At 36.3% G+C, this 22,360-nt stretch carries 15 protein-coding genes and 5 pseudogenes; 5 read left to right on the forward strand and 15 right to left on the reverse strand.

Annotation, left to right across the window (positions count from 1 at the left end):
* Positions 1-41: 41 nt before the first annotated feature.
* The 3 genes from bioC to bioB are packed head-to-tail and all read right to left on the reverse strand — an operon-like array spanning position 42 to position 3,157.
* Positions 42-845, reverse strand: coding sequence for a malonyl-ACP O-methyltransferase BioC (gene bioC, locus L3081_RS13900; protein WP_242286723.1), 804 nt, complete (start codon positions 843-845; stop codon positions 42-44).
* Positions 846-2,048: an aminotransferase class I/II-fold pyridoxal phosphate-dependent enzyme gene (locus tag L3081_RS13905; protein WP_242286724.1), complete on the reverse strand. Its 1,203-nt coding sequence runs from the start codon at positions 2,046-2,048 to the stop codon at positions 846-848.
* 32 nt (positions 2,049-2,080) lie between these two features.
* Positions 2,081-3,157: a biotin synthase BioB gene (bioB, locus tag L3081_RS13910; RefSeq protein ID WP_242286725.1), complete on the reverse strand. Its 1,077-nt coding sequence runs from the start codon at positions 3,155-3,157 to the stop codon at positions 2,081-2,083.
* Between the two features lie 88 nt (positions 3,158-3,245).
* On the opposite strand from bioB, the pseudogene bioA reads away from it, so the two are divergent.
* A pseudogene (gene bioA / locus L3081_RS13915) lies at positions 3,246-4,560 on the forward strand (adenosylmethionine--8-amino-7-oxononanoate transaminase).
* A gap of 35 nt (positions 4,561-4,595) precedes the next feature.
* On the opposite strand, the gene L3081_RS13920 reads toward bioA, so the two are convergent.
* On the reverse strand, positions 4,596-4,985 hold the full coding sequence (locus L3081_RS13920; RefSeq protein WP_242286726.1) for a hypothetical protein: 390 nt from the start codon (positions 4,983-4,985) through the stop codon (positions 4,596-4,598).
* Between the two features lie 159 nt (positions 4,986-5,144).
* On the opposite strand from L3081_RS13920, the gene asnS reads away from it, so the two are divergent.
* Complete coding sequence (gene asnS / locus L3081_RS13925; protein ID WP_242286727.1) at positions 5,145-6,545, forward strand: asparagine--tRNA ligase; 1,401 nt, start codon at positions 5,145-5,147, stop codon at positions 6,543-6,545.
* Between the two features lie 62 nt (positions 6,546-6,607).
* On the opposite strand, the gene L3081_RS13930 is transcribed toward asnS, so the two are convergent.
* A complete protein-coding gene (locus L3081_RS13930) occupies positions 6,608-7,150 on the reverse strand; it encodes an NAD(P)H nitroreductase (RefSeq protein WP_242286728.1) in 543 nt (180 codons plus the stop codon).
* 460 nt (positions 7,151-7,610) lie between these two features.
* Between L3081_RS13930 and L3081_RS13935 the strand changes: the two genes are divergently transcribed.
* From L3081_RS13935 to ansA, 3 genes and pseudogenes are all read left to right on the forward strand, one after another.
* Positions 7,611-8,528: a DMT family transporter gene (locus tag L3081_RS13935; RefSeq protein ID WP_242286729.1), complete on the forward strand. Its 918-nt coding sequence runs from the start codon at positions 7,611-7,613 to the stop codon at positions 8,526-8,528.
* 227 nt (positions 8,529-8,755) lie between these two features.
* Positions 8,756-10,659: pseudogene (gene sppA / locus L3081_RS13940) on the forward strand (signal peptide peptidase SppA).
* A gap of 2 nt (positions 10,660-10,661) precedes the next feature.
* Entirely contained in the window at positions 10,662-11,708 is a 1,047-nt protein-coding gene (ansA, locus tag L3081_RS13945; protein WP_242286730.1) for an asparaginase, read from the forward strand.
* Between the two features lie 149 nt (positions 11,709-11,857).
* Here the strand turns inward: ansA and L3081_RS13950 are convergent, their stop codons facing one another.
* The 10 genes and pseudogenes from L3081_RS13950 to L3081_RS13995 all read right to left on the reverse strand — a co-directional run bounded on the left by L3081_RS13950 (position 11,858) and on the right by L3081_RS13995 (position 22,315).
* Entirely contained in the window at positions 11,858-13,570 is a 1,713-nt protein-coding gene (locus L3081_RS13950; protein ID WP_242286731.1) for a DUF349 domain-containing protein, read from the reverse strand.
* A 392-nt stretch (positions 13,571-13,962) separates the two neighbouring features.
* The gene (locus L3081_RS13955) at positions 13,963-14,769 is read right to left on the reverse strand and encodes a hypothetical protein (RefSeq protein ID WP_242286732.1); all 807 of its coding nucleotides are present in this window, start codon (positions 14,767-14,769) and stop codon (positions 13,963-13,965) included.
* Between the two features lie 72 nt (positions 14,770-14,841).
* The gene (locus tag L3081_RS13960) at positions 14,842-15,180 is read right to left on the reverse strand and encodes a YeaC family protein (protein WP_242286733.1); all 339 of its coding nucleotides are present in this window, start codon (positions 15,178-15,180) and stop codon (positions 14,842-14,844) included.
* Between the two features lie 12 nt (positions 15,181-15,192).
* On the reverse strand, positions 15,193-15,519 hold the full coding sequence (locus L3081_RS13965; RefSeq protein WP_242286734.1) for a zinc ribbon domain-containing protein: 327 nt from the start codon (positions 15,517-15,519) through the stop codon (positions 15,193-15,195).
* A 120-nt stretch (positions 15,520-15,639) separates the two neighbouring features.
* Positions 15,640-17,021 (reverse strand): annotated as a pseudogene (locus L3081_RS13970) (alanine/glycine:cation symporter family protein).
* Between the two features lie 230 nt (positions 17,022-17,251).
* Positions 17,252-18,392, reverse strand: a pseudogene (locus L3081_RS13975) (M14 family metallopeptidase).
* Positions 18,393-18,486: 94 nt separating this feature from the next.
* Positions 18,487-18,903 (reverse strand): TlpA family protein disulfide reductase, encoded by a 417-nt coding sequence (locus L3081_RS13980; RefSeq protein ID WP_242286735.1) that lies wholly within the window; start codon positions 18,901-18,903, stop codon positions 18,487-18,489.
* Between the two features lie 269 nt (positions 18,904-19,172).
* The gene (gene serS / locus L3081_RS13985) at positions 19,173-20,453 is read right to left on the reverse strand and encodes a serine--tRNA ligase (RefSeq protein ID WP_242286736.1); all 1,281 of its coding nucleotides are present in this window, start codon (positions 20,451-20,453) and stop codon (positions 19,173-19,175) included.
* A 60-nt stretch (positions 20,454-20,513) separates the two neighbouring features.
* Positions 20,514-20,915 (reverse strand): fluoride efflux transporter CrcB, encoded by a 402-nt coding sequence (gene crcB / locus L3081_RS13990; protein ID WP_242286737.1) that lies wholly within the window; start codon positions 20,913-20,915, stop codon positions 20,514-20,516.
* Positions 20,908-22,315: pseudogene (locus L3081_RS13995) on the reverse strand (replication-associated recombination protein A). Before L3081_RS13995 ends, crcB begins: the two are co-directional and overlap by 8 nt.
* Positions 22,316-22,360 lie beyond the last annotated feature (45 nt).

Raw genomic sequence — 22,360 nt, forward strand, 5'->3', positions numbered from 1 at the left:
GGTGTTTCGTTCTAGTGTTTTTGATTGTTGTATGTTGATTATTAGCTTGGGTTATTTAACTTAACAACCAAACCAGAATATAAACAATACGTTGCAGGATATATCCCATTGGGTTCAACAAATTCCTGATAATGATCTGTCATAGCAAACCATTTATCTTTTCCTGACAAACCACGATTCTTTTTCTTAGGTAAATGATTAGCTCCTAATCCTTTAAGTTCACGTGCTAAATGAATAACATTTTGATATTCAAGAACAATATCTTGACACTTATGCTCAAATATTTGTGAATTATCCGTATTAAAATACTTCGCTAATTGATCTTCTGATTTAAAATCGATAACGTGTTGATCATCGTCAACTTTAGCCCATGATGATTTTAACTCATGTAATGTTCCATCAACCAAGGTAGTAAATACAATTAAACCACCCGGTTTTAATACTCTCAGCATTTCTTTAATTGCATTATCAAGTGGTTCACACCATTGAAGTACAAGATTTGAATAAATAAAATCGATGCTCTCATTTTGTAATGGTATTTTATGTGCGTCAGCATTAATCCATTGAATATTTTGATTTCTACAGTTTTTCGCAAATTTGAGCATACCTTTAGAAAAATCTAAACCGATAACATCTTTGTAGGTTGTAGCGAGTAAATCGGTGAAAAATCCTGTACCTGATCCTAAATCAAGTACCCGTAAATCATTTTTATTTGGTAACCAAGGCATTAAATGTTTACCAGAAAACCGTTGTAATCTAGCCGATACATCATAAGATTTACTTGCAGAACCAAAGCTTTCGGCCATTTTAAACTGGTTTTCTTTATGTACTTTTGTTGTGATCATCTATTTAAGAGCCTTGTTTAAACATTGAGCTAGATGTTTGATATTATTGATGTTATGGTTTGCGCATACGGTTACGCGTAACCTTGATGTACCTGCAGCGACCGTTGGTGGACGAATAGCTGTTAACCAAATCCCTTGTTTTTTTAATTGTTCGTTTGCCTCAAGCGATTTTTGTTCATCACCAACAATTATAGCGTGAATTGACGAACTTGAAGACACCATTTCAATATTATCGTTAAGTCCATCCTTAAGTCGTTCACTTAATTCTAAAATTTTATCTCGTCGCCATTGTTCTTGTTTTATGAGTTCAATACTTTTAATTGTTGCCCAAGCAATGGCCGGAGAAATAGCCGTTGAATAAATATAGTGTCTAGCAAAATTTATTAAATAATCATGTAATGCTTCATCACAAGCGACAAAAGCCCCGCTTGTCGCTATTGCTTTGCCTAATGTTGCCATAATAATGTTGGGCTGTTTATTACCCCTTAAAAGACTAACACTACCCTGTCCTTGATCACCAATTATGCCAATACTATGCGCATCATCTAAATAAAGCCAAGTATTATAGATTTCTGCCAACTTCTCAAGCTCAGTCAACTTAGCCTGATCACCATCCATACTGAAAACGCCTTCAGACGCAATAAGCTTATTGTCGGCCTTGCTTTGTAATAATAATTGCTCAAGTTGAGTCATGTTATTATGACCAAAGCGTTTTACTTTGGCTTTACTAGCAAAAGCGCCATCAATCATGGATGCATGAGAAAGTTTATCAAGAAAAAATTGAGTTTTTGAATGGCTCGTCAAATGGGTATTTATGTGATCAGATTGCCCCAATGCATTGAAAATAGCCTCATTGGCGGCAAAACCACTGGTAAAGAGTAAGCATCGAGGTTTATTTAACCATTGGCAAATTTTATCCTCTAAAACTTGATGTGCATAATGAAACCCAGTAACTAAACTTGACGAGCTTGCACATAGTCCAAATCTATCAAGTCCCTCTTGCATCGCTTGATTTATCTTTGGGTGATTGTTCAACCCTAGGTAATCATTGGATGAAAAATTAAGATAATTTTTTCCATTTTCAACAATAATAGCCTCTTGTAATGAATCGTTAACGTCATTGTGTTGTATACAAAATCGTTGTCGGTAACGTAACTTTGATTTTTGTACCGCTAATTTTTCATTAATGAATTCAAATGCCATGGAAAATATTCTTATGCGTGCTTAATAGTTAATTATTGAGCAGCGTCATAAAACAACGCTTTATGTTGCTCATTAACTAAGGCTGTTTTCAAGGTTTGCTCTTGTTGCTGACTTTCATCAATAATAGTTTCGGTATTAATACCCAGTTTATTGAATAATTGGATATCTTTATCTGTTTCTGGGTTTTCTGCTGTTAATAACTTGCAACCATAAAAAATTGAGTTAGCACCTGCTAGAAAACATAATGATTGCATTTGTTCGTTCATTGCTGAACGACCTGCTGATAAGCGTACATGAGATTTTGGCATCATTATACGAGCAACAGCAATACAACGAATAAAATCAAAACTTTCCAAATCATCAACATCTGCTAATGGCGTACCTTTCACTTTTACTAACATATTAATAGGAACACTTTCAGGTTGTTTAGGTAAATTAGCTAACTGAACGAGTAAAGAAGAACGATCAACGTCTGTTTCACCCAAACCTACAATACCACCACTACACACTTTCATGCCTGCGCTGCGAACATACTCTAAGGTGTCTAATCTGTCTTGATAAGTACGCGTAGTAATAATTTGATTATAATGTTCTGGAGATGTATCAAGATTGTGATTGTAATAATCTAAACCGGCACCTTGTAATTGCTTTGCTTGATTCTCATCTAACATGCCCAATGTCATACATGATTCCAAGCCTAATGCTTTTACGCCTTTAATCATATCTAACACAAGCGGCATATCACGTTCTTTCGGGTTACGCCAAGCGGCTCCCATGCAAAAACGTGTTGAACCCATCGCTTTCGCTTTTTCTGCCGCTTCAAGTACTTTTTCTACTTCAAGCAAACGCTCTTTCTCTACATTGGTTTTATTGCGTGCACTTTGCGAACAATATTTACAATCTTCAGGACAAGCACCCGTTTTAATAGACAACAATGTACTGACTTGCACTTCGTTAGCGTTAAAGTGCTGACGATGAACTGTTTGCGCCTTAAACATTAAGTCATTAAAAGGTAGGCTAAATAATGCCTGAACTTCTGCTATTGTCCAATTATTGCGAATATCTGGATTATCTGAATTAGTAGAAGAAGTAAGAACAGCTTGTGTCATGATTACTCGTTTGCATCTAGTTTGGTTAACGGGTAGTCTAGCAATCAAAACCTTGATGTCAACACCACGAAACCAATTAAGTTTACATATGACCACTAAAAGAACAGTACATACCCCATTAACATTACTTGAATTTGATAAAACCCATGTTTGGCACCCTTATACTTCAATGACATCTCCCTTACCTACCTATTTGGTTGATAGCGCTGAGGGGGTTTACATTAATTTAGCAAATGGCGAATCACTGATTGATGGTATGTCATCATGGTGGTCAGTATTACATGGATACAATCACCCTAAATTAAATGCGGCCTTAATTAACCAGTCCACAAAAATGTCTCATGTTATGTTCGGTGGTTTAACACATCGTAGTGCCATTGAGTTATGTGAAAAACTTGTACAGTTAACGCCAAAGGGTCTGTCTAACGTATTTCTTTCAGATTCAGGGTCAGTTAGTGTTGAAGTTGCGATAAAAATGGCGTTGCAATATTGGCATAGTAAAGAGAAAGAAAGTAAAACCAAGTTGCTTACTATTCGTAATGGCTACCATGGTGATACGTTTGCTGCCATGTCAGTATGCGACCCTATTACGGGTATGCATCAAATATTCGACAAAGTATTAATGAAAAATATCTTTGCCCCAAAGACCAACGATTAAGTTTGGTGAACAATGGGATAAAAAAGAGATCAATGAACTCAAGGCACTGTTTGAAAAACATCACCATGAATTAGCGGCTTTTATTGTCGAACCTATTGTACAAGGTACAGGTGGTATGCGTTTTTATCATCCAGAGTACTTAAAAGCATGCAGAAATCTATGTGACCAATATAAGGTATTGCTCATTGTAGATGAAATAGCAACGGGCTTTGGTCGTACGGGGAAACTTTTTGCTTGCGAATGGGCTGAAATAAGCCCCGACATTATGTGTTTAGGTAAAACCCTAACTGGTGGTTACATAACGTTAGCCGCAACACTTTGTACAAGTAAAATAGCTCAAACCATCAGCCAGAGTGAAGCAGCTTGTTTTATGCACGGACCTACGTTTATGGGAAATGCGTTAGCGTGTGCAGTTGCGAATGCGAGTATTGATTTACTATTTGAAAATAATTGGCAGCAACAAGTGGCTTTTATCGAACAACGGTTACAAGGATCATTATTATCATTAAATAACCATCCGCGTGTTAAAGATGCGCGCGTTTTAGGCTCTATTGGTGCAGTTGAGTGTTTACAAGCGGTGAATATTGCGGTGATCCAAAAACGTTTTGTTGAATTAGGTGTTTGGATCCGTCCATTTGGCAAACTTATTTATATTATCCCACCATTAATAATTAATAAAAAACAGCTAAAACATTTAATTACAGCTATTTCTACTGTATTAAATGAAGACAATTGTTTTGTTTAATTATTTAAAAATAGACCCAATTAAAGATAACGACTTTATCCTGTCTTTGCACCCAATACATTATATAAAATAAGCGACAACCAAATTAAGTTAAAGGCTAACAGAAAATAGGCGTTATAATGTGTGTTGTCACAATGTCTTCTACTACGATACTTATCAATGAGTGTCGATGTATATATTCCTGCGGCACTAAACCATATAACAAGATACAAATAACCCGTTAAGGGAGTTAACCAAAACTGCCGTACTTCTATTTTATAATAACGTAAAACACCATAATTTGTTTCTGGTGCAACAAAATATGAAATATACAGAGCAGCCAAAAAAGCAATCCAACTACTAATGGTGAGAATTCTTGCTAAATAAAACCAAAAATCTAACGATTTTCGTCTCTCTTTGGTTGGTAAGTTTTTTGCTAATTTCATTTGTTTTTCTACTTTTTTAGCCAATATTATTAATATTTTCGCGATTTTTCATAATAGTTAAGTAATTTAGCAAGTTTTACTTGTTAAACATAATAGTCACGGTAACATAACCACCTTAAAAATTTCAGCACATTTGATAAAAATATAAGAGGTCATTACATGTCAGTTATATCAATTACTGATGTATTAGCAGGTCAGTACCCTGTTGATGAAACTATTACTATTCATGGTTGGATCAGAACTCGCCGCGATTCAAAAGCAGGTATTTCTTTTTTAGCTATTCATGACGGCTCATGCTTTGATGCCATTCAGGCTATCGTACCAAGTGATCTTACTAATTATCAAGAAGATGTTCTTAAGTTAACAACGGGTTGCTCGGTAAAAGTTACGGGTATATTAGTTGAATCACCTGGTCAAGGTCAGTCTTTTGAAATTCAAGCAACCGCGGTTGAGGTACTTGGTTTTGTGGAAGATCCAGATACTTACCCTATGGCTGCTAAGCGTCACAGTATTGAGTTTTTGCGTGAACAAGCACATTTACGTCCGCGTACCAATATCGGCGGTGCAGTTACACGTGTACGTAACTGTTTAGCTCAGGCGATTCATCGTTTCTTACATTCTAAAGGCTATTTTTGGATCAGTACGCCACTAATCACAGGTAGTGATTGTGAAGGTGCCGGTGAGATGTTCCGTGTTAGTACATTAGACATGGAAAATTTACCACGAGATGATAAAGGCACTGTTGACTACACAAAAGACTTTTTTGGCAAAGAAACTTTTTTAACCGTATCAGGACAGTTAAACGTTGAAACTTATTGTAACGCGTTATCAAAAGTTTATACCTTTGGCCCTACTTTTAGAGCGGAAAACTCCAATACTTCTAGGCACTTAGCTGAGTTTTGGATGGTAGAACCTGAAATCGCATTTGCTGATTTGTCTGATGCAGCTGATTTAGCAGAAGAAATGCTGAAATATGTATTTAAAGCTGTCTTAGCAGAACGTGCCGATGATATTGCTTTCTTCCAACAACGTGTAGATAAAACTGTGGTAGATCGCTTGAACTCAGTTATTGAAACAGATTTTGTTCGTTTAGATTACACAGATGCTATTACCATTTTAGAAAACTGTGGTAAAACATTTGAAAACCCTGTTTCATGGGGAGTAGATTTAAACTCAGAGCATGAACGTTACTTAGCTGAAGAGCACTTTAACGGTCCAGTTGTTTTACAAAACTACCCTAAAGACATCAAATCATTCTACATGCGTTTAAATGATGACGGTAAAACCGTTGCTGCAATGGATATTTTAGCCCCAGGTATTGGCGAAATTATTGGTGGTAGTCAGCGTGAAGAACGTCTTGATGTACTTGACAGTCGTTTAGATGCAATGGGATTGGATGTTGCTGATTACAGCCGGTATCGTGATTTACGTCGCTATGGTACTGTGCCTCATTCTGGTTTTGGCTTAGGCTTTGAGCGTTTAGTCGCTTATGCAACAGGTATGCAAAACGTACGTGATGTGATCCCTTTCCCAAGAACACCAAATAACGCAGCGTTCTAACGAATCGCGATGTTCAAGCAGTCGGCTAGCGATATTTACGCCAAGTTGACTGCTGTATTTCTTTATTTCCAGTAACTCACTTTATTTTCAAAAGGCTTAGTTGGTTTTAATACTTGCGCCCTACCTGGCGTTCCAATATATAAATAGCCAACAATCTCGTCTTTTTCAGCGATAGCTAAACCTTGCTTTATTCGTGAATTGTAAGCAAACCCACCTGTTCGCCATACGGCTCCATAGCCTAAAGCATACGCGGCCATTTGCATGGCATGAGCACAACAGCCTGCCGTAATTAATTGCTCTTGCAAAGGTATTTTTTCATGCTCACAGTATTGTGTGCTGATAACAATGATCATAGGTGCCCGAAAAGGTTTTTTAGCTATTTTATCTAAATCATCTAATTGCTCATCACTGCTTGCAACGAATAAGTCACTTAACTTTTGCAAACCACCATCGGTTATCACAGTAAAATGCCAAGGTTGCAAACATCCATGGTCAGGTACTCGCATCCCTGCTGCTAAAATCTGCTCAAGTGTTTTTTCACTGGGCGCAGGAGAAACTAAAAAAGGTGTTGATTGTCGTTGTAAAAGTAATTCGATAGCTGTCATAGTAAATTAAATATTTATACTAATTATAAGTTTATTAAGTGTATAACTATGCTTAATACAATTCTATTAAATTTTAAACGTTAAAATAGCGCTATTACTGCTTGACTTCACTCGCTCATGACAGCAATATTGATCTTCAACTATTGAATGAATTAAACAGTAAATTAAACAATAAAGACCATGACAAATATTTTCGCAGTAAATCCTAATTTTGTGCTCAAACAAAATCTAATTCAGGCTATAACATGTTGGCTGAATCAGGTCATTCGATTATGGCCAAATACTGCGGAGCGCCCAAGTTAACAAAATAGTTCAATTAACTAAACATATTAACTAAGCACATTATTTAAGCCGCAGAATTTACCTTTTGCGGCTTTTTTCTTTCTATTGGTCTTAACACTATAGTAAATATTCTGCAAAAGACTCTGCAACCCATGAAGAATCGATAAGGAGAGTAAAAATGCAAGTGTCTGTTGCCTATTTAGCGGTATTATTAATTTGGTCTACTACCCCGCTAGGCATTGTTTGGAGTAGCGAATCTATCAATCCAACGATGGCTGTTTTACTGCGCATGGTAATTGCAGTAGTACTTGGCAGTATGATTATTTTTATCAGGAAGATTGAATTACCATGGCATAAACAAGCCATTCGATTATATGCTTTTTCTGCTTTGGGCATTTTTGGTGGAATGTCGTTCTCTTACTTAGCCGCCGGTTATTTATCATCAGGTATTTTATCGTTAGTTTTTGGGTTAGCTCCGGCATTCTCGGCTATTTTAGCACGTCGAATCCTTGCGGAGCCTAAAATATCAACAGCCAAAAAGTTATCTATGTTGTTATCTTTTATTGGCCTAGGTTTTGTTTGTGCTGATAATTTTTCTTTAACGGGTGATAGTATCTATGGTTTCGGCTTTGTATTGATCGCCGTATTTTTATTTAGCTTAAGCGGTGTATTAGTGAAAAGTATTTCATTAGCCATTCACCCTATGGCAACAACGGTCGGTGCCTTATCATTGTCTCTACCGTTATTTATTGCTAATTGGTTATTACTTGACGGCAGCTTTGATACAAGCGAATGGCAACTTCGATCAATTTGGGCAACAGTTTATTTAGGTGTATTTGGCTCATTAATTGGTTTTTTTGCTTACTTTTTTGTATTACAACGGTTAACCGCAAGTACCGTTGCGCTAATTACATTAATCACCCCTGTTATCGCGTTAACCTTAGGCGCTGTATTAAATGATGAAGTCATTCATCCTCAACTTGTGTTTGGTGCTTTACTCGTCATCTTGGGGCTTACTATTTATCATTGGGGAGAATTGCTATACCGCAAAATCAAGGTATCTTTACGTGTGCCAACTTGGTCAAATGAAGAATAAAATCACGCTCTTCATAAATTGTCTTAACATTCAGTGTGGCTATTAAGCTTAGTAATACTTACTTTGTTATATAGCCCTCTGATAATAAAATATCATTTTCAATCAGTTTTAACTTTTCCGTGTTAACTTTCAGATAAATACGTATTTATTTACAATCTAATGGTCAAATTATAACTTGATTAAGGTAATATACAGATAATATTTTCAATTGTTATTAGTCTATTTTTATGAATGCATTAGTCAATTTTTTCAAGCTTATTCTTACAGGTATTTGGCGTTTATTTACCATCACTCGCTCTATTATACTTAATGTTATCTTTATCATTTTAATTCTCGGTTTCATTACGATGATCAGTGCTGAATCTGACAGAATAGTGATACCAGATAAAACCGCGTTATTGCTTAATCTTGCAGGTGATTTAGTAGAGCAAAAACATGAAATAAATCCTTTCGATGCATTTATTGTTGAAGCACTTGGTGAGAAGGAAGAAAATCCCGAAGTTCTACTTGCGGATGTCCTTGATGTTATCTCAACAGCGAAAAATGATGATCGGGTACAGATATTGGTTTTGCAAATTCAGGGCTTGAAACCAAAGAGGTTTATCCAAATTGCAAGATGTGGGTGCTGCATTGAGTGATTTTAAAACCTCCGGTAAAAAAATTATTGCTTTGGGTGATCAATACACACAAGATCAATATTACCTAGCCAGTTATGCTGATGATATTTGGCTAAATCCTCAAGGCTTTATGTTACTTGATGGTTATGGTCGATATAATATGTACTTTAAATCCGCTTTAGAAAAGTTATCAATTAATCAACATATTTTTCGAGTGGGTACCTTTAAATCTGCGGTTGAACCTTTTTTACGTGATGATATGTCTGATGAAGCCAAAGAAGCTAATAAATTATGGCTGAATGACTTATGGACACAGTATAAGCAGGATGTTGCTGTGCAACGAAACATTGATGCTGATAATTTTGATGAGAGTATTACGGATTTAATCACAAAATTTACCCAAGCAAATAATAGTTTTGCCCAATATGCCTTAACCAACCATTGGGTTGATCAATTAAAAACACGTGCTCAGATGCGTGATACATTAATTGAATTAGTGGGTAAAAACGCACGTGGTGACAGTTATAATCATATCGGTTTTAAAGACTATTTAGCTGCAAATGTACTGGTAAATCCCACGAATGATTTTGGGCCATTGGCTACAAACAAAGTTGCTATTATTGTCGCAAAAGGCACCATTTTAGATGGCGTACAGAAACCCGGTACTATTGGTGGTGACTCAACGGCACAATTATTACGTAAAGCGCGTAATAACGATGATGTAAAAGCAGTAGTTCTTCGCGTTGACAGCCCTGGCGGTAGCGCTTTTGCTTCTGAAATTATACGTCAAGAAGTAGAATTATTAAAAGCAGCAGGCAAACCAGTTGTTGCTTCTATGGGAACTTATGCCGCCTCAGGTGGTTATTGGATTTCAGCGCCGAGATAAAATATATGCATCCCCATCAACGATAACGGGATCAATTGGCATTTTTGGTATGATGATGACCTTTGAAGATTCGTTAAGTAAATTAGGTATTTACACTGATGGTGTCGGTACAACTGATATTACTGGTTTTGGACCAACACAACCGTTGACTGAAGGTATGGCGCAGCTATTTCAATTAAGTATCAATAAAGGCTATCAAGATTTTATTGCCCTTGTGTCTGAAAACCGAGGCATGACGTTGGATCAAGTAGATGCCATTGCTCAGGGCAGAGTTTGGTCAGGTAAAAAAGCGAAAGAATTAGGGTTAGTTGATGAATTAGGCAATCTCTCTGATGCTATTACCGCAGCGGCAGAGCTAGCAAATCTAGACCAATATGATAGTTTCATTATTGAAAGAGAACTTTCGGAACGTAATAAATTTATTCAAAAAATGATGGGGCAAGCAAAATCTATATTCGTTACCGAAACAAGTATGTTTTCAGAAAGCGAATTAACGTCACCAATAAGTGTCAACGCAAAACCTATGACTCAGTTTTTGTCACAACTTGAAAGCGAAGTTACAAAAATGAATCAATTCAATGATCCTCAAGGTATTTATACTCTTTGTTTAGCGTGTGGTGGTGAATAATTATGAGCCAAATTGAACGTAGCAGAAAAAGAATTTATGTTGCTTATACAGGCGGCACTATTGGCATGAAGAAAAGTGATCATGGTTATATTCCAGTTGACGGTCACTTAACGGAATCGATCAATGCCCTACCGGAATTCCATCGTGATGAAATGCCAACATTTACCATTAATGAATACCAACCGTTAATTGACTCATCAAATATGACACCAAGTGATTGGCAACATATTGCTGATGATATTAAGAAACATTACGATGATTATGATGGGTTTGTTGTATTACATGGTACAGACACTATGGCGTACACCAGTTCGGCACTGTCTTTTATGTTCGAAAATTTGAATAAGCCAATTATTGTTACAGGCTCGCAAATCCCCCTTAGTCAATTACGTTCAGATGGACAGGTGAACGTTCTCAATTCGCTTTATATAGCAGCAAATTATCCAATTAACGAAGTTGGATTATTTTTTAATAATCGGTTATATCGAGGCAACCGGTCAATTAAAGCCTATGCAGATGGTTTTAATGCCTTTGACTCACCTAATATGTCACCGTTACTTGAGGCGGGAATTAATATTAAAGTACTCGCGGGAGAAATTGCACAAATTGATAACTTATCAGCTTCTGATCATACGCCACCCGTGATTGTTCGTAATATCACCCCACAACCTATTGGGGTTGTTCATTTATATCCCGGTATTAGTAGTGTTGTAGTTGAGAATGTTATTAGGCAACCAGTAAAAGCGCTCATTTTGAGAAGTTATGGTGTTGGAAATGCACCACAAGATCCTGCCCTACTTGCTTGCTTAGCCAAAGCAAAAGAGCAAGAGATCATCGTAATTAATTGTAGCCAATGCATTAAGGGCAAAGTAAATATGTCGGGTTATGCTACGGGGAATGCATTAAGTCAAGCCGGTGTTATTAGTGGACATGATATGACACTTGAAGCAACCTTGACCAAATTGCATTATTTGCTTAGTCAAGACATTAGTTACCGTGAAATATGTCGATTGATGGAGGTTAATTTACGCGGTGAATTAACCTTATAATCAATGATTAATACCGCTATCACTAACTATGTGATCATTTATACTTGCTAAAATCACCCACTACATTGTATTTATTAAATTGAACAACTCGATATTTTAGGGCACAAAGTGATTGTGCCCTAATAGAAAGTTAACGTTTATATACCGCTCTATGCAATGAAAATTTTCTGTAATCTACCAAGTAATGTAACATCGGTAGACTCTAATTTACCTAACGCTAACCAATCAACAAAACTTTGCTGTAAATCTATTATTGCTGAAGATTGCATTTGTTCTTGCATTAAACCAACCTGTACCGCCATGCGTTGTTGTGAATATTCTGCAGGTGAGGATACTTGAGCTAATATTTCAAGTACTAAGGTCTTTTCATCTCGAGACTCTTTATTTGCTTCAGTAGTTAATAAACATTGTTCAACCAAACGCTTTTGCCAGAAACTTGTAAGATCTTGGTATGCATCATCATTAACAATATCCTCAGCACTTATACTACTATTGCTTGATGCTAACTTTTCTAATAATGAAAAAACACTTTGCCAACTTTTATTTTCTTGTTCAATATCAAGTTGTGCTATTTTTGTTGTTAATTGCGCAATTAAATCTTCAACTTTTATTGCCACAGATTTAATAACAGGTTTATTGGCTATTACTTGGTTTAGCAATGCATTGGCTTGCTCTTTAGCTTTAACAAAACTAGATTTTTCATGATAAGTTACGGCTACACCTTTAATACTCGCTTCTATAACCGCAAGTGATAGAAGAAAATTTTCTGCAACTTGCGATAATTCAGCTTGTTGCTCAGACTTTGCTTGCTCCCGTTTAGCAAACACTTGATCATTGATGGCTCTAAAGCGCTGCCATAATTTTGATTCTTGATTAGAGCCAAGAAAGCCAATTTTACGCCATTGTTGCTGTAAATTTTTCACAGCTTCAATTGCTTGATACACGTCTTCACACGCTAATTGCTGAGTAGCTTCCTCAATTAAGCTTTGCTTTTTAGTGATGTTAGTATCGTGAAAAGTTTTAATCGCATTTTTAATTGGTTGTAGAGTATTTTTAAAAACTTTAAATAAGGTTTGGTATTCTTGCCTATCAACCTCGCCCGCTTGTTGCCGTTGTTTTAATTTATTTAATTTTCCATCAAGGGCTTTAAAATCTATTGATGAACTATCCGACTCATTATTTTTGAATGTTTCTGCTAATTTAGTCGCATCACTGATAATCTCATTACGTGTCACTAAGTGTGTTGCCCGTAACTTTTCTTGTTCTGCATAAAATAAGCGACAAGGTACAAATGCTTGCTCACAAGCAATATTAAATTGTTCATTTAATTCTTTGTCAATGGCTTCATCTGCGTGCCCTAACGAATTCCAAATTTTACGAAAGTGTTTCACTTTATCAGCTTGAGCATTAGGGTCATCTAAGGGCTCAGCTGCTAACGCGTTTACGCTCAATAACAATTCTTGCTTACGTGGTGTGGCGATGTAATGCTCCCAATCGCTAATATCTGCGATTTTTTCACTCACCGAATCAAAATCACGTTGTAATTGCTGTTGCTGCTGAAGAGATAATAAAGGAATAGCTTGGCTTACACCTTTGAATAAACCAAAACAAACTTTATACTTTCCACTAGCAAGTAAGCGTTTTAAATCATTCAATTTTTTCTTCGTTTGATCAAATAATTGTCTTTGCTCGCTTTGTAACGGTTTTAAACCATTTTTCCACGTGGTTGAAATTTCTTTATGCGCATCAATAATTGATTGAGGTAGAACACCTTGAGCTTTTTTATTGACAGCTTTATAACTTGTTAACCAATCATAGTAAGTTTGTTGGCGATCATTTAATTCATTTAAATTTTGCGGCAAAGTTAATTGCGAAATTTTTGAAATTAGATAAGTCGCTTCACTAACTGATTGAGCGATTTCCGGTAATTGAGTCAGTCGTTGTTCTAATTGTATCGTTTTTTCTAAAAAGTCAGTTTGTTCTGTTTTATTAAGAACACTCGCTGTTATTTGAACGCGAAGTGCATTTAACTGTTCACAAAATTCATCTTGATTAATTAATGCATTTTCAGTATTTTCTCCTTCAAAAACTGCGGTAGTAATTTGTTGATTTAATGAACTAATAACTTTGGTAAAGTCGTTTTTGGCAATCAGTTTATCGTTAGCTAACTGTTCAGCAATTTTTGCTTGGTGATAAGCTTCGGCTTTAGGTGCAAAAATTTGTTCAAGCTGTCCGGTAATTTTTTTATATTTATTTAGTAATAGTTCCGGTCATCTTCACTCAAACAGCCCATGTCAGACAGACTGTCTTGCCATTGCAAGTCTAAGTTCCCTTTACTAGTTATATATTGACCGTAACTGGGCTGATCTTTTAAGGCTAGTAACTTTGAAAGGATTAGTTGGTTTTGTTTTAATAATTTTTTAGGTTTTTCTATCTGTTTGGCTAACAGTGCTAAACGATCGTTTATCAATTGTGATACATCATCATTTACTGCTTTTTTATTAAGTTTGGTTAATAATGAAATGTCGTTAAGTTCTTTTAAATCAAGTGATAATAAGTGGCTTTGAACGTCTGCTATTTGTTTTTTAGTAAAGGTTTGTAGTATAAACTGCGCAATATTTTTCTTTTGGATAAGTACATCAAACAACTTAATAAGCATGTTTGAGTCCACTTCATGCTCAAACCAGTAGTTTAATAATGAAGTATCAGACGATTGCTTACTTGCAGTTTCGTTTAAGGTCTTTAAAAAAGCGATCTTTTCTGTTAAAGGTAACGATATAGTATGTTTACCTGATAAGATCAGTTGAATTTGATTTAGTGCAAAATCTCGTACTGCTTTTTTACTATTGCCAACACTTGCTTCAAAATATGCATCAAAGCTGTTAAGTTTTAATAAGATAGCTCTTCTGACTAACTCATTATCATCATTGTTGAGCATTGAAAATATGATGGTTTTATCATCAGTATTTTCAATTTTTAATTCGTCATTTATTGCCGAAATTCGAATATTACTGTCTTTATGCTGCCAGTTGTTTTTGCTTTTAAAGAAATTGAAAATCATGGAAAGTCACATTTTGAAGGTAAATAAACAACTTGCGTTGCTATAAACACGCAAGAAAATTGGTTTTGATTATTAAAGATCGGTAAAATGAGCAATATTGCTCTGTACCGACGATTCACTTTCGGTATTTGGTTTAGCACAAGCAGTAATTGGAGTGTCTTTAGCTGCAGTAGAAAATTGTGCTTTTAATTCGCGTTTATTTTTATGAACCATTTGTCCATCACTTCCTATGGTTAGCATTTCGTCACAATTTAAGTGCTTTGCTTGATATGCCATTGTTAATTGCAATGCAGTATCTCGCTGTGCTTGATCAACCACGGTTCCTTCTGGCCACTTTCCTGTTTCAGCCGCACATTTTAATCGTAAATACATTTCTTCAGGCATATGTTCAATGGTGCTGTGTAAATTCATAGTAAACTCATGTTATTTTTTGCGTTTAAAGAAAAGTAATTTTATTCTGATAATAATGTAAAGAATAAAACCAATGACAGTACTTGTCATAGCGAGTGTGTGTTGCCATGTTCCTTGTTCAACATCATCCCAAAACATAAATAAAAACCCACCACAAAATAGCAACATGGCAATAAACGAATAATTCATTAATCGCTGTCCTTGGTTTATTCTGTTTACTTGGTTTAAATTAGCAATTTTATCGCTGTCTAATGCGTGTAAGTCTAAACCGCAATGAGAACATTCTTTCGCTTTATCTGATATTTTCTTTTTGCAACTAGGGCAATTTATTACTGCCATTTAGATAAACTTCTGTTGTGCTTGATTTTGCCAACATTCTACCTTTTTTAAGACAAAAAAAAACGTCCTTAAGACGTTTTTTTGTATTATTTTAACTAATACTGTTAAGCGTAGATAACGTTATGACATATTGATATCACTACCTTTGGCTTTATCTAGACGTTTTTCCCAAAAGGTGGCATTTTTTATGCCCAATTTTTTCGGATCAAAGGTATATGTTTCTACATTAGCTTTTTGCTGTTCTTCATAGTCTTTAAGTGCTTTTATCGCAGGTTTAGACATAAAGAAGAGTATGATGATGCCAATAATATTTAACCAAGCCATTAGACCTACACCTATATCACCTAAGCCCCAAGCAATATTAGCCGCCTTGACTGTGCCATAAAAAGTAGCGCTCATGATAACAGCTTTTAATATAAATACGGCACCAGGTAGCTTAAATGTGCGCTTGATGTAATAAATGTTATTTTCAGCAATAAAGTAATAAGCCAAAATAGTTGTGAAAGCAAAGAAGAATAATGCTAAAGCAACGAAAGGTTTTCCAACTCCAGTAAAAACACTTTCAACAGCTAATTGAGTAAACTCAGGGCCATTGGCTGCAATATTCATAGCAACATTCTGAACTATGAAGGTTTCGCCTGCACCATGAACATTATATGTGCCCGTAATGATAATCATAAAGGCGGTTGCAGAGCAAACAAATAACGTATCAATATAAACTGAAAAAGCTTGTACTAAACCTTGTTGTGCAGGATGATCTACTTCGGCAGCGGCTGCAGCATGTGGCCCTGTACCTTGGCCCGCTTCATTTGAATAAACACCACGTTTAACCCCCAACCTATTGCCGCGCCAAAACCTGCCATGGGAGTAAAAGCATCTCCAATAATCAACATAAAGGCTTCAGGTAATGCCGTAATATTTAATCCGATAATAATTAATGAGATTAAAATGTAAGCCAATGCCATAAATGGCACAACCACTTGCGTAAAATTAGCAATACGTTTAATACCACCAAAAATAATAAAACCAAGCAGTAAAACTATTCCCGTTGCTGTGTAAAGTTTTGCATAACTAATAACACCAATGGTTGTATTAATAGTGCCTGAGTTAGAAAAAACCTGTTCTATAGCCGTACCTATAGTATTAGATTGTACTGTGGGTAGTAGTATGCCGGTCGCTAGAATTGTTGCTATAGCAAAAGTCCATGCATACCACTTTTGTCCCATTGCTTTTTCAATATAATAAGCAGGTCCACCATAATATTTTCCATCATGCTCTTCTTTATATATCTGCGCATTAGCTGATTCGATATAGGCGGTTGCAGCGCCAAAAAAAGCGACAATCCACATCCAGAAAACAGCGCCAGGACCGCCAAAACCAATAGCAGCAGCCACACCGGCAATATTACCGGCGCCAACACGACCTGATAATGAAACGGCAAGCGCCTGGAAAGATGAAATTCCTTTTTTGGAGCTTTTTCCTGACATTAACAATCGCCACATTTCAGAAAACTGACGTAATTGAACAAAGCGAGTGACTACAGTAAAAAACAACCCTGCCCCCAAGCACAGATAAACCAGTGCACTGCTCCATATATAACCGTTAATTGTATTCACTAAATCTTGCACTAGAACTTCCTCTTTGTTTTTTATATTTATTTTTTATATTTATTTTTTATATTTATAATTGGTGACTTAGGTGCCGTAGAATTATTTATAACAAATTAACAGTTTTATCTTAAATCGTCGACCATATGATAGATACCTGTTAAGAAATCTCGGCCTAATAAACTACTTCTAATATCAGACCAACCCATGCTGTAATCTGGTAACAAATCATTATCCTTAAATGGCATTTCAATGGTATAAGCTAGGCATTTAAACTGATTCCCAACCCAATTAGTACCAACCGTCGGATTTGCCTTACCTGGCTCATCTTTATCATAACCACGGTCGTCTTGAAATTCAGGTGTTAATGACAAAAGAATAGTTTTAAATTTGTCTTCAAGTGCTTTATGTCGAGCATCATAATTCACAACCCCTTCACAACCCGACAAAATTCACAGGAAGTGCTTCATCACCGTGAACATCTAAAAACATATCAATGCCTGTTTCAAACATTTTTTCTCTGACTAAGTAAACTTCAGGGCTACGCTCCATTGAAGGTGTTAACCATTCACGGTTTAAATTGGTACCGACAGCATTAGTACGTAAATGACCACGAACACTACCATCGGGGTTCATGTTAGGAACAATGTAAAATACCGCTTTATTTAATAGAGCTCGGGCAACTCCATCATCTTCATCAAGTAAACGGTCTAAGAAACCTTCAATAAACCATTCTGCCATTGTTTCACCAGGGTGCTGACGTGCAGTTAACCAAATAATACGTTTACCTTCACCTTCCTCACCGACTTTTAATAGACTAATATCTCGGCCATCAAGTGTTTGACCCAGTACTTGTAACTGACAATCTAAATGCATTTGTGCATTATGTAGTAAGTCTTGATGACGCTCATAGCTGTAAGGCGAGAAATAAGCAAAGTACACTGAATCATATTCAGGCGTTAACGTTATTGTAAGGTTATCACCATCAAAAGTTGTTGGAACACGGAACCAGTGATCTCGGTCATAAGATGCTACCGCTTGGTAGTCTTTCCAGCCTTCAATATAGGCTGATTTACCCGCATTCGTTATATGAATAACGTGCTCCACACGTTCTTGAATTGGTGTAACATCCGTTTGCAATTTAAAGTGAAACCATTGAAAAAATTCAGATTGATTGTCGTGTTTTATTTCTAGTTGAATATTGCCAAGATCACTTGCATTAATAACACGAATATTGCCGCTATCAAAATTATCAGAAATTTGCATAGATTAAGGTACCTGTTTCTTTTATGCCATGTAAATCATGGCACACAATGGATTAAAAATACAAAAACAGTGTACACAAACCTAATTGAGATCACTACAAAGATCTTAAATAAAGACCTAGTTCAGAAGAATAACCCATAGATTTCCAAATAACAGAATTATGTTCGTTGATTACATAATAACTAGGGTATGCAGAGACTGAAAAAGCATGTTTAATTTGTTCATTCCCTAAGGCTATTGGAAACGTTAATTGATGTTCTTTTGTAAAATCAATGACTTCTTTTGTATCTCTGAAATCCAATGCAACTGCGATTACATCCAGTTGAGGATTTTTTTCGTACAACGATTGTAAATTACCAATACTGAGATGACAAACACTACACCAAGGTGCAAAGAAATAGATGACTGTTTTTTTGTTTTGTGAAGTTAACGATACAGTTTCCCCCATTGTTGTTGGTACTTTATTAAATACCAATCGTTCAGAAGCATCTAATTTGGTATCTGTTGCCAAAGCATACTTGATTCACGGAAAGAAGAAGCGAGTTGAAATATCAAGAAAAAAATTAATGCTTGAAACAAAAAATTACGTGCAGTGGTTAACAAGTGCTTCCCTTAAAAAATAATGAGTGAATACTACATTATTAGACCTGAACAACATGATTAAATTACAAAAAATTATAATAAAAAAGCTACTAGCAAAATACTAGTAGCTTTCAATTTCACATGTTGCAGAGAATGGATATGTTATTAGAATAGTGTAACTTAAACATTCTGCATTAATTAACTAATATTTGTTAAACCCTTCATATAAGGTTGTAATACGGTAGGAATATCAATACTACCATCAGCTTGTTGGTAGTTTTCTAAAATAGCGACTAACGTTCGCCCTACAGCTAAACCAGAGCCATTTAGCGTATGTAATAACTCTGGTTTGTTGGTTTCACTACTGCGATAACGGGCCTGCATACGGCGTGCTTGGAAAGCGCCCATATTTGAACAAGATGAAATTTCACGGTATGTGTTTTGTGCGGGTAGCCACACTTCTAAATCAAAGGTTTTTGTGGCGCTAAAACCCACGTCACCACTGCATAATGCCATGGTACGATATGGTAGCTCAAGTTTTTCAAGAATGGCTTCTGCGTGCGCTGTTAGTTCGTCTAATGCTTTAAATGAATTTTCAGGTTTAACCAATTGTACCATTTCTACTTTATCAAACTGATGCTGACGAATAAGACCACGAATATCACGACCACCCGAACCTGCTTCACTACGAAAACATGGAGTATGTGCTGTCATTTTTATAGGTAATTCAGCTTCTTCAACAATCTCGTCGCGGTACATATTCGTTAATGGAACTTCTGACGTGGGAATTAAAGAAAATTGTTTGCCCGATAAATCAGTATGAAATAAATCTTCGCCAAATTTTGGTAATTGTCCTGTGCCATATAAAGAGGCAGCATTGACTAAATAGGGTACGTACATTTCTTGGTAACCATGCTCTTCTGTATGAACATCAAGCATAAATTGCGCTAAAGCACGATGAAGTTTCGCAATATGTCCACGCATTACTGCAAAACGGGTTCCCGCGAGTTTTGCACCACTTTCAAAGTCTAATCCTTTACTGACACCAAAGCCTAAATCTACATGATCTTTAACTTCAAAATCAAATTCGCGCGGTGTACCCCAACGTTTTATTTCTACGTTATCATCTTCATCCTTACCTTCCGGTACTGACTCATCTAATAAATTAGGAATTGCGCTAGCGATGTCATTGATTTTCGCTAATACCTCATCTTGTTCGGCTTTTGCAGCATCTAAGTCATTACCGAGCCGGCTTACTTCAGCAAGTAATGGTGCAATATCTTCACCACGCGCTTTGGCTTGGCCAATAGATTTAGAACGGGTATTACGTTCATTTTGTAAGTCTTGTGTTTTAACTTGGATAGCTTTACGTTGTTCTTCTAACGTATTTAATGTTGCAGTATCAAGAGTAAATCCACGCTTTGCCAATTGTATGGCGATGTTGTCTAGGTCTGTTCTAAGTTGTTTGGCATCAAGCATAATTATTCACGTTTTTTTAGTTCAAAGTAAAAGTAAAAGCAAAATCTATAATAATTGCTTTTATTTCGCTATTGCTGAGACAATGTAAAGTCCAAAGGCCGCAGCAGCAATACAAAGCGAAACATTTAATAAAATATTAATAGCCGCTTTAAGTAAGTCTCCTTGTTGAATTAACAACAAAGAATCTAATGAAAATGTTGAAAAGGTGGTAAATGCACCTAAAAAGCCAATACCTATCAATGTTCTATGGATATTGACGTCTAAAATTTCATGTTCTATTAATTGGTAAAGTACACCCATAATAAATGAGCCGATGATATTAACCATCAATGTAGCAAAAGGAAACCCCTTTCCAAGCCAATTTAGCACTAATTGTGAAATATAAAAACGTAAACTAGCACCACAAGCCCCACCAATAGCGACAAAAAGATACAAGCTGACTTGGCTAATAGCATTACTCATAACGTTGCTCTTGGCTGTTTTGGTTTAATTGACTTAAATAATCAAGCTTATCTTTTAATTGTTTTTCTAAGCCGCGATCAGTTGTTTGGTAAAATTGTGTACTAAAACCGTTTGATTGATTATTAGACTGTTTATTTGCTTGGGCCAATGCTTCGGGAAAATAATTTTCTCCTGCTGCAAACGCATTGATTTCATTATGTGCATAACGATAATCAACTCCATGGCCTAAATTTTTGGTGATCTCACTCGTTGAGTTTTTTAAATGTTCAGGCACGTCTAAAGTTGCAGTTTGTTCAGCTAAACTTTTAGCCTGTTTAAAGGCCGTATAAATCGCGTTACTCTTCGGTGCTAACGCCATGTAAACTGCAGCCTGTGCAATAGCGCGTTCTCCTTCACTTGGCCCAACCCGATGAAAAGTATCCCAAGCATTAATAGCTAACTGCATTGCACGCGGATCTGCATTACCAATATCTTCACTCGCTATAGCAAGTAAACGACGCGCAACATACAGTGCATCACCCCCACCCGTTAAAATTCTAGCATACCAATAGAGTGCCGCATTAGGATCAGATCCTCGAACTGATTTGTGAAAAGCACTGATTAGATCATAAAAGGCATCACCCCCTTTGTCGTACAGGGCTATCTTACTACCAAAGAACTTGCGCAATTAATTCAACGGATATGGTAACCAGATCCTCTTGCAGCCTTTCATGTTTTGGTGCATCGGAGAACAACATACTATTCGTTAAACTATCTATACAGTTTTCTAATAAATTGAGTAAGCGCCTAGCATCCCCCTCGCTTCGGTTTATTAAACTTTGTTTTGCATCTTGATCAAGCATAACCTTAATGGATTGCTCAGTTGATATAAATACTAAGGCTCTGTTAAGTACCTGAGATAATGCTGCAGCATCGAGTTTTTTTAATGTGTAAACTCGCGCGCGAGATAAAATTGCTTGATTGAGTTCAAACGCGGGATTTTCAGTTGTCGCACCAATAAAAATAATAGTGCCATCTTCAATAAACGGTAAGAAAGCATCTTGTTGTGATTTATTGAAACGATGCACTTCATCAACAAAAAGGACAGTTTTCGTTTCGTGGCTGTTGGCCGTATTCGTACTATTTTGTGCTCTGACTTTAGCTTGTTCAATAGCCAAGCGAATGTCTTTAATGCCTGAGGTAACGGCTGACAGCCTTACCACTTTTGCATTTGCATGTGTGGCAATGATTTCAGCTAACGTAGTTTTACCAGTACCTGGCGGTCCCCAGAAAATAAGCGAATGGCAATGACCATGCAGTATTGCTTGTCTTAAGGGGGAGTCATTTGCAAGAATATGTTGCTGTCCAACGTAGTCATCTAAATTTTTAGGGCGTAACTGTGCTGCTAATGGAGCAGTCATTGACTTGGATGAGGAGTTATCATCATAATTGGACTCATTAGGTGT

The organism is Colwellia maritima, from assembly GCF_022669015.1.
Lineage (GTDB): Bacteria > Pseudomonadota > Gammaproteobacteria > Enterobacterales > Alteromonadaceae > Colwellia > Colwellia maritima.

Excerpts from the sequence above, each read along its gene's own strand:
- ansA (WP_242286730.1), top strand. The coding sequence starts at position 10,662 with ATGAGCCAAATTGAACGTAGCAGAAAAAGAATTTATGTTGCTTATACA.
- L3081_RS13960 (WP_242286733.1), bottom strand. The coding sequence starts at position 15,180 with ATGAATTTACACAGCACCATTGAACATATGCCTGAAGAAATGTATTTA.
- bioB (WP_242286725.1), bottom strand. The coding sequence starts at position 3,157 with ATGACACAAGCTGTTCTTACTTCTTCTACTAATTCAGATAATCCAGAT.
- L3081_RS13905 (WP_242286724.1), bottom strand. The coding sequence starts at position 2,048 with ATGGCATTTGAATTCATTAATGAAAAATTAGCGGTACAAAAATCAAAG.
- bioC (WP_242286723.1), bottom strand. The coding sequence starts at position 845 with ATGATCACAACAAAAGTACATAAAGAAAACCAGTTTAAAATGGCCGAA.
- L3081_RS13935 (WP_242286729.1), top strand. The coding sequence starts at position 7,611 with ATGCAAGTGTCTGTTGCCTATTTAGCGGTATTATTAATTTGGTCTACT.
- L3081_RS13955 (WP_242286732.1), bottom strand. The coding sequence starts at position 14,769 with ATGATTTTCAATTTCTTTAAAAGCAAAAACAACTGGCAGCATAAAGAC.
- L3081_RS13920 (WP_242286726.1), bottom strand. The coding sequence starts at position 4,985 with ATGAAATTAGCAAAAAACTTACCAACCAAAGAGAGACGAAAATCGTTA.
- serS (WP_242286736.1), bottom strand. The coding sequence starts at position 20,453 with ATGCTTGATGCCAAACAACTTAGAACAGACCTAGACAACATCGCCATA.
- L3081_RS13965 (WP_242286734.1), bottom strand. The coding sequence starts at position 15,519 with ATGGCAGTAATAAATTGCCCTAGTTGCAAAAAGAAAATATCAGATAAA.
- L3081_RS13930 (WP_242286728.1), bottom strand. The coding sequence starts at position 7,150 with ATGACAGCTATCGAATTACTTTTACAACGACAATCAACACCTTTTTTA.
- asnS (WP_242286727.1), top strand. The coding sequence starts at position 5,145 with ATGTCAGTTATATCAATTACTGATGTATTAGCAGGTCAGTACCCTGTT.
- crcB (WP_242286737.1), bottom strand. The coding sequence starts at position 20,915 with ATGAGTAATGCTATTAGCCAAGTCAGCTTGTATCTTTTTGTCGCTATT.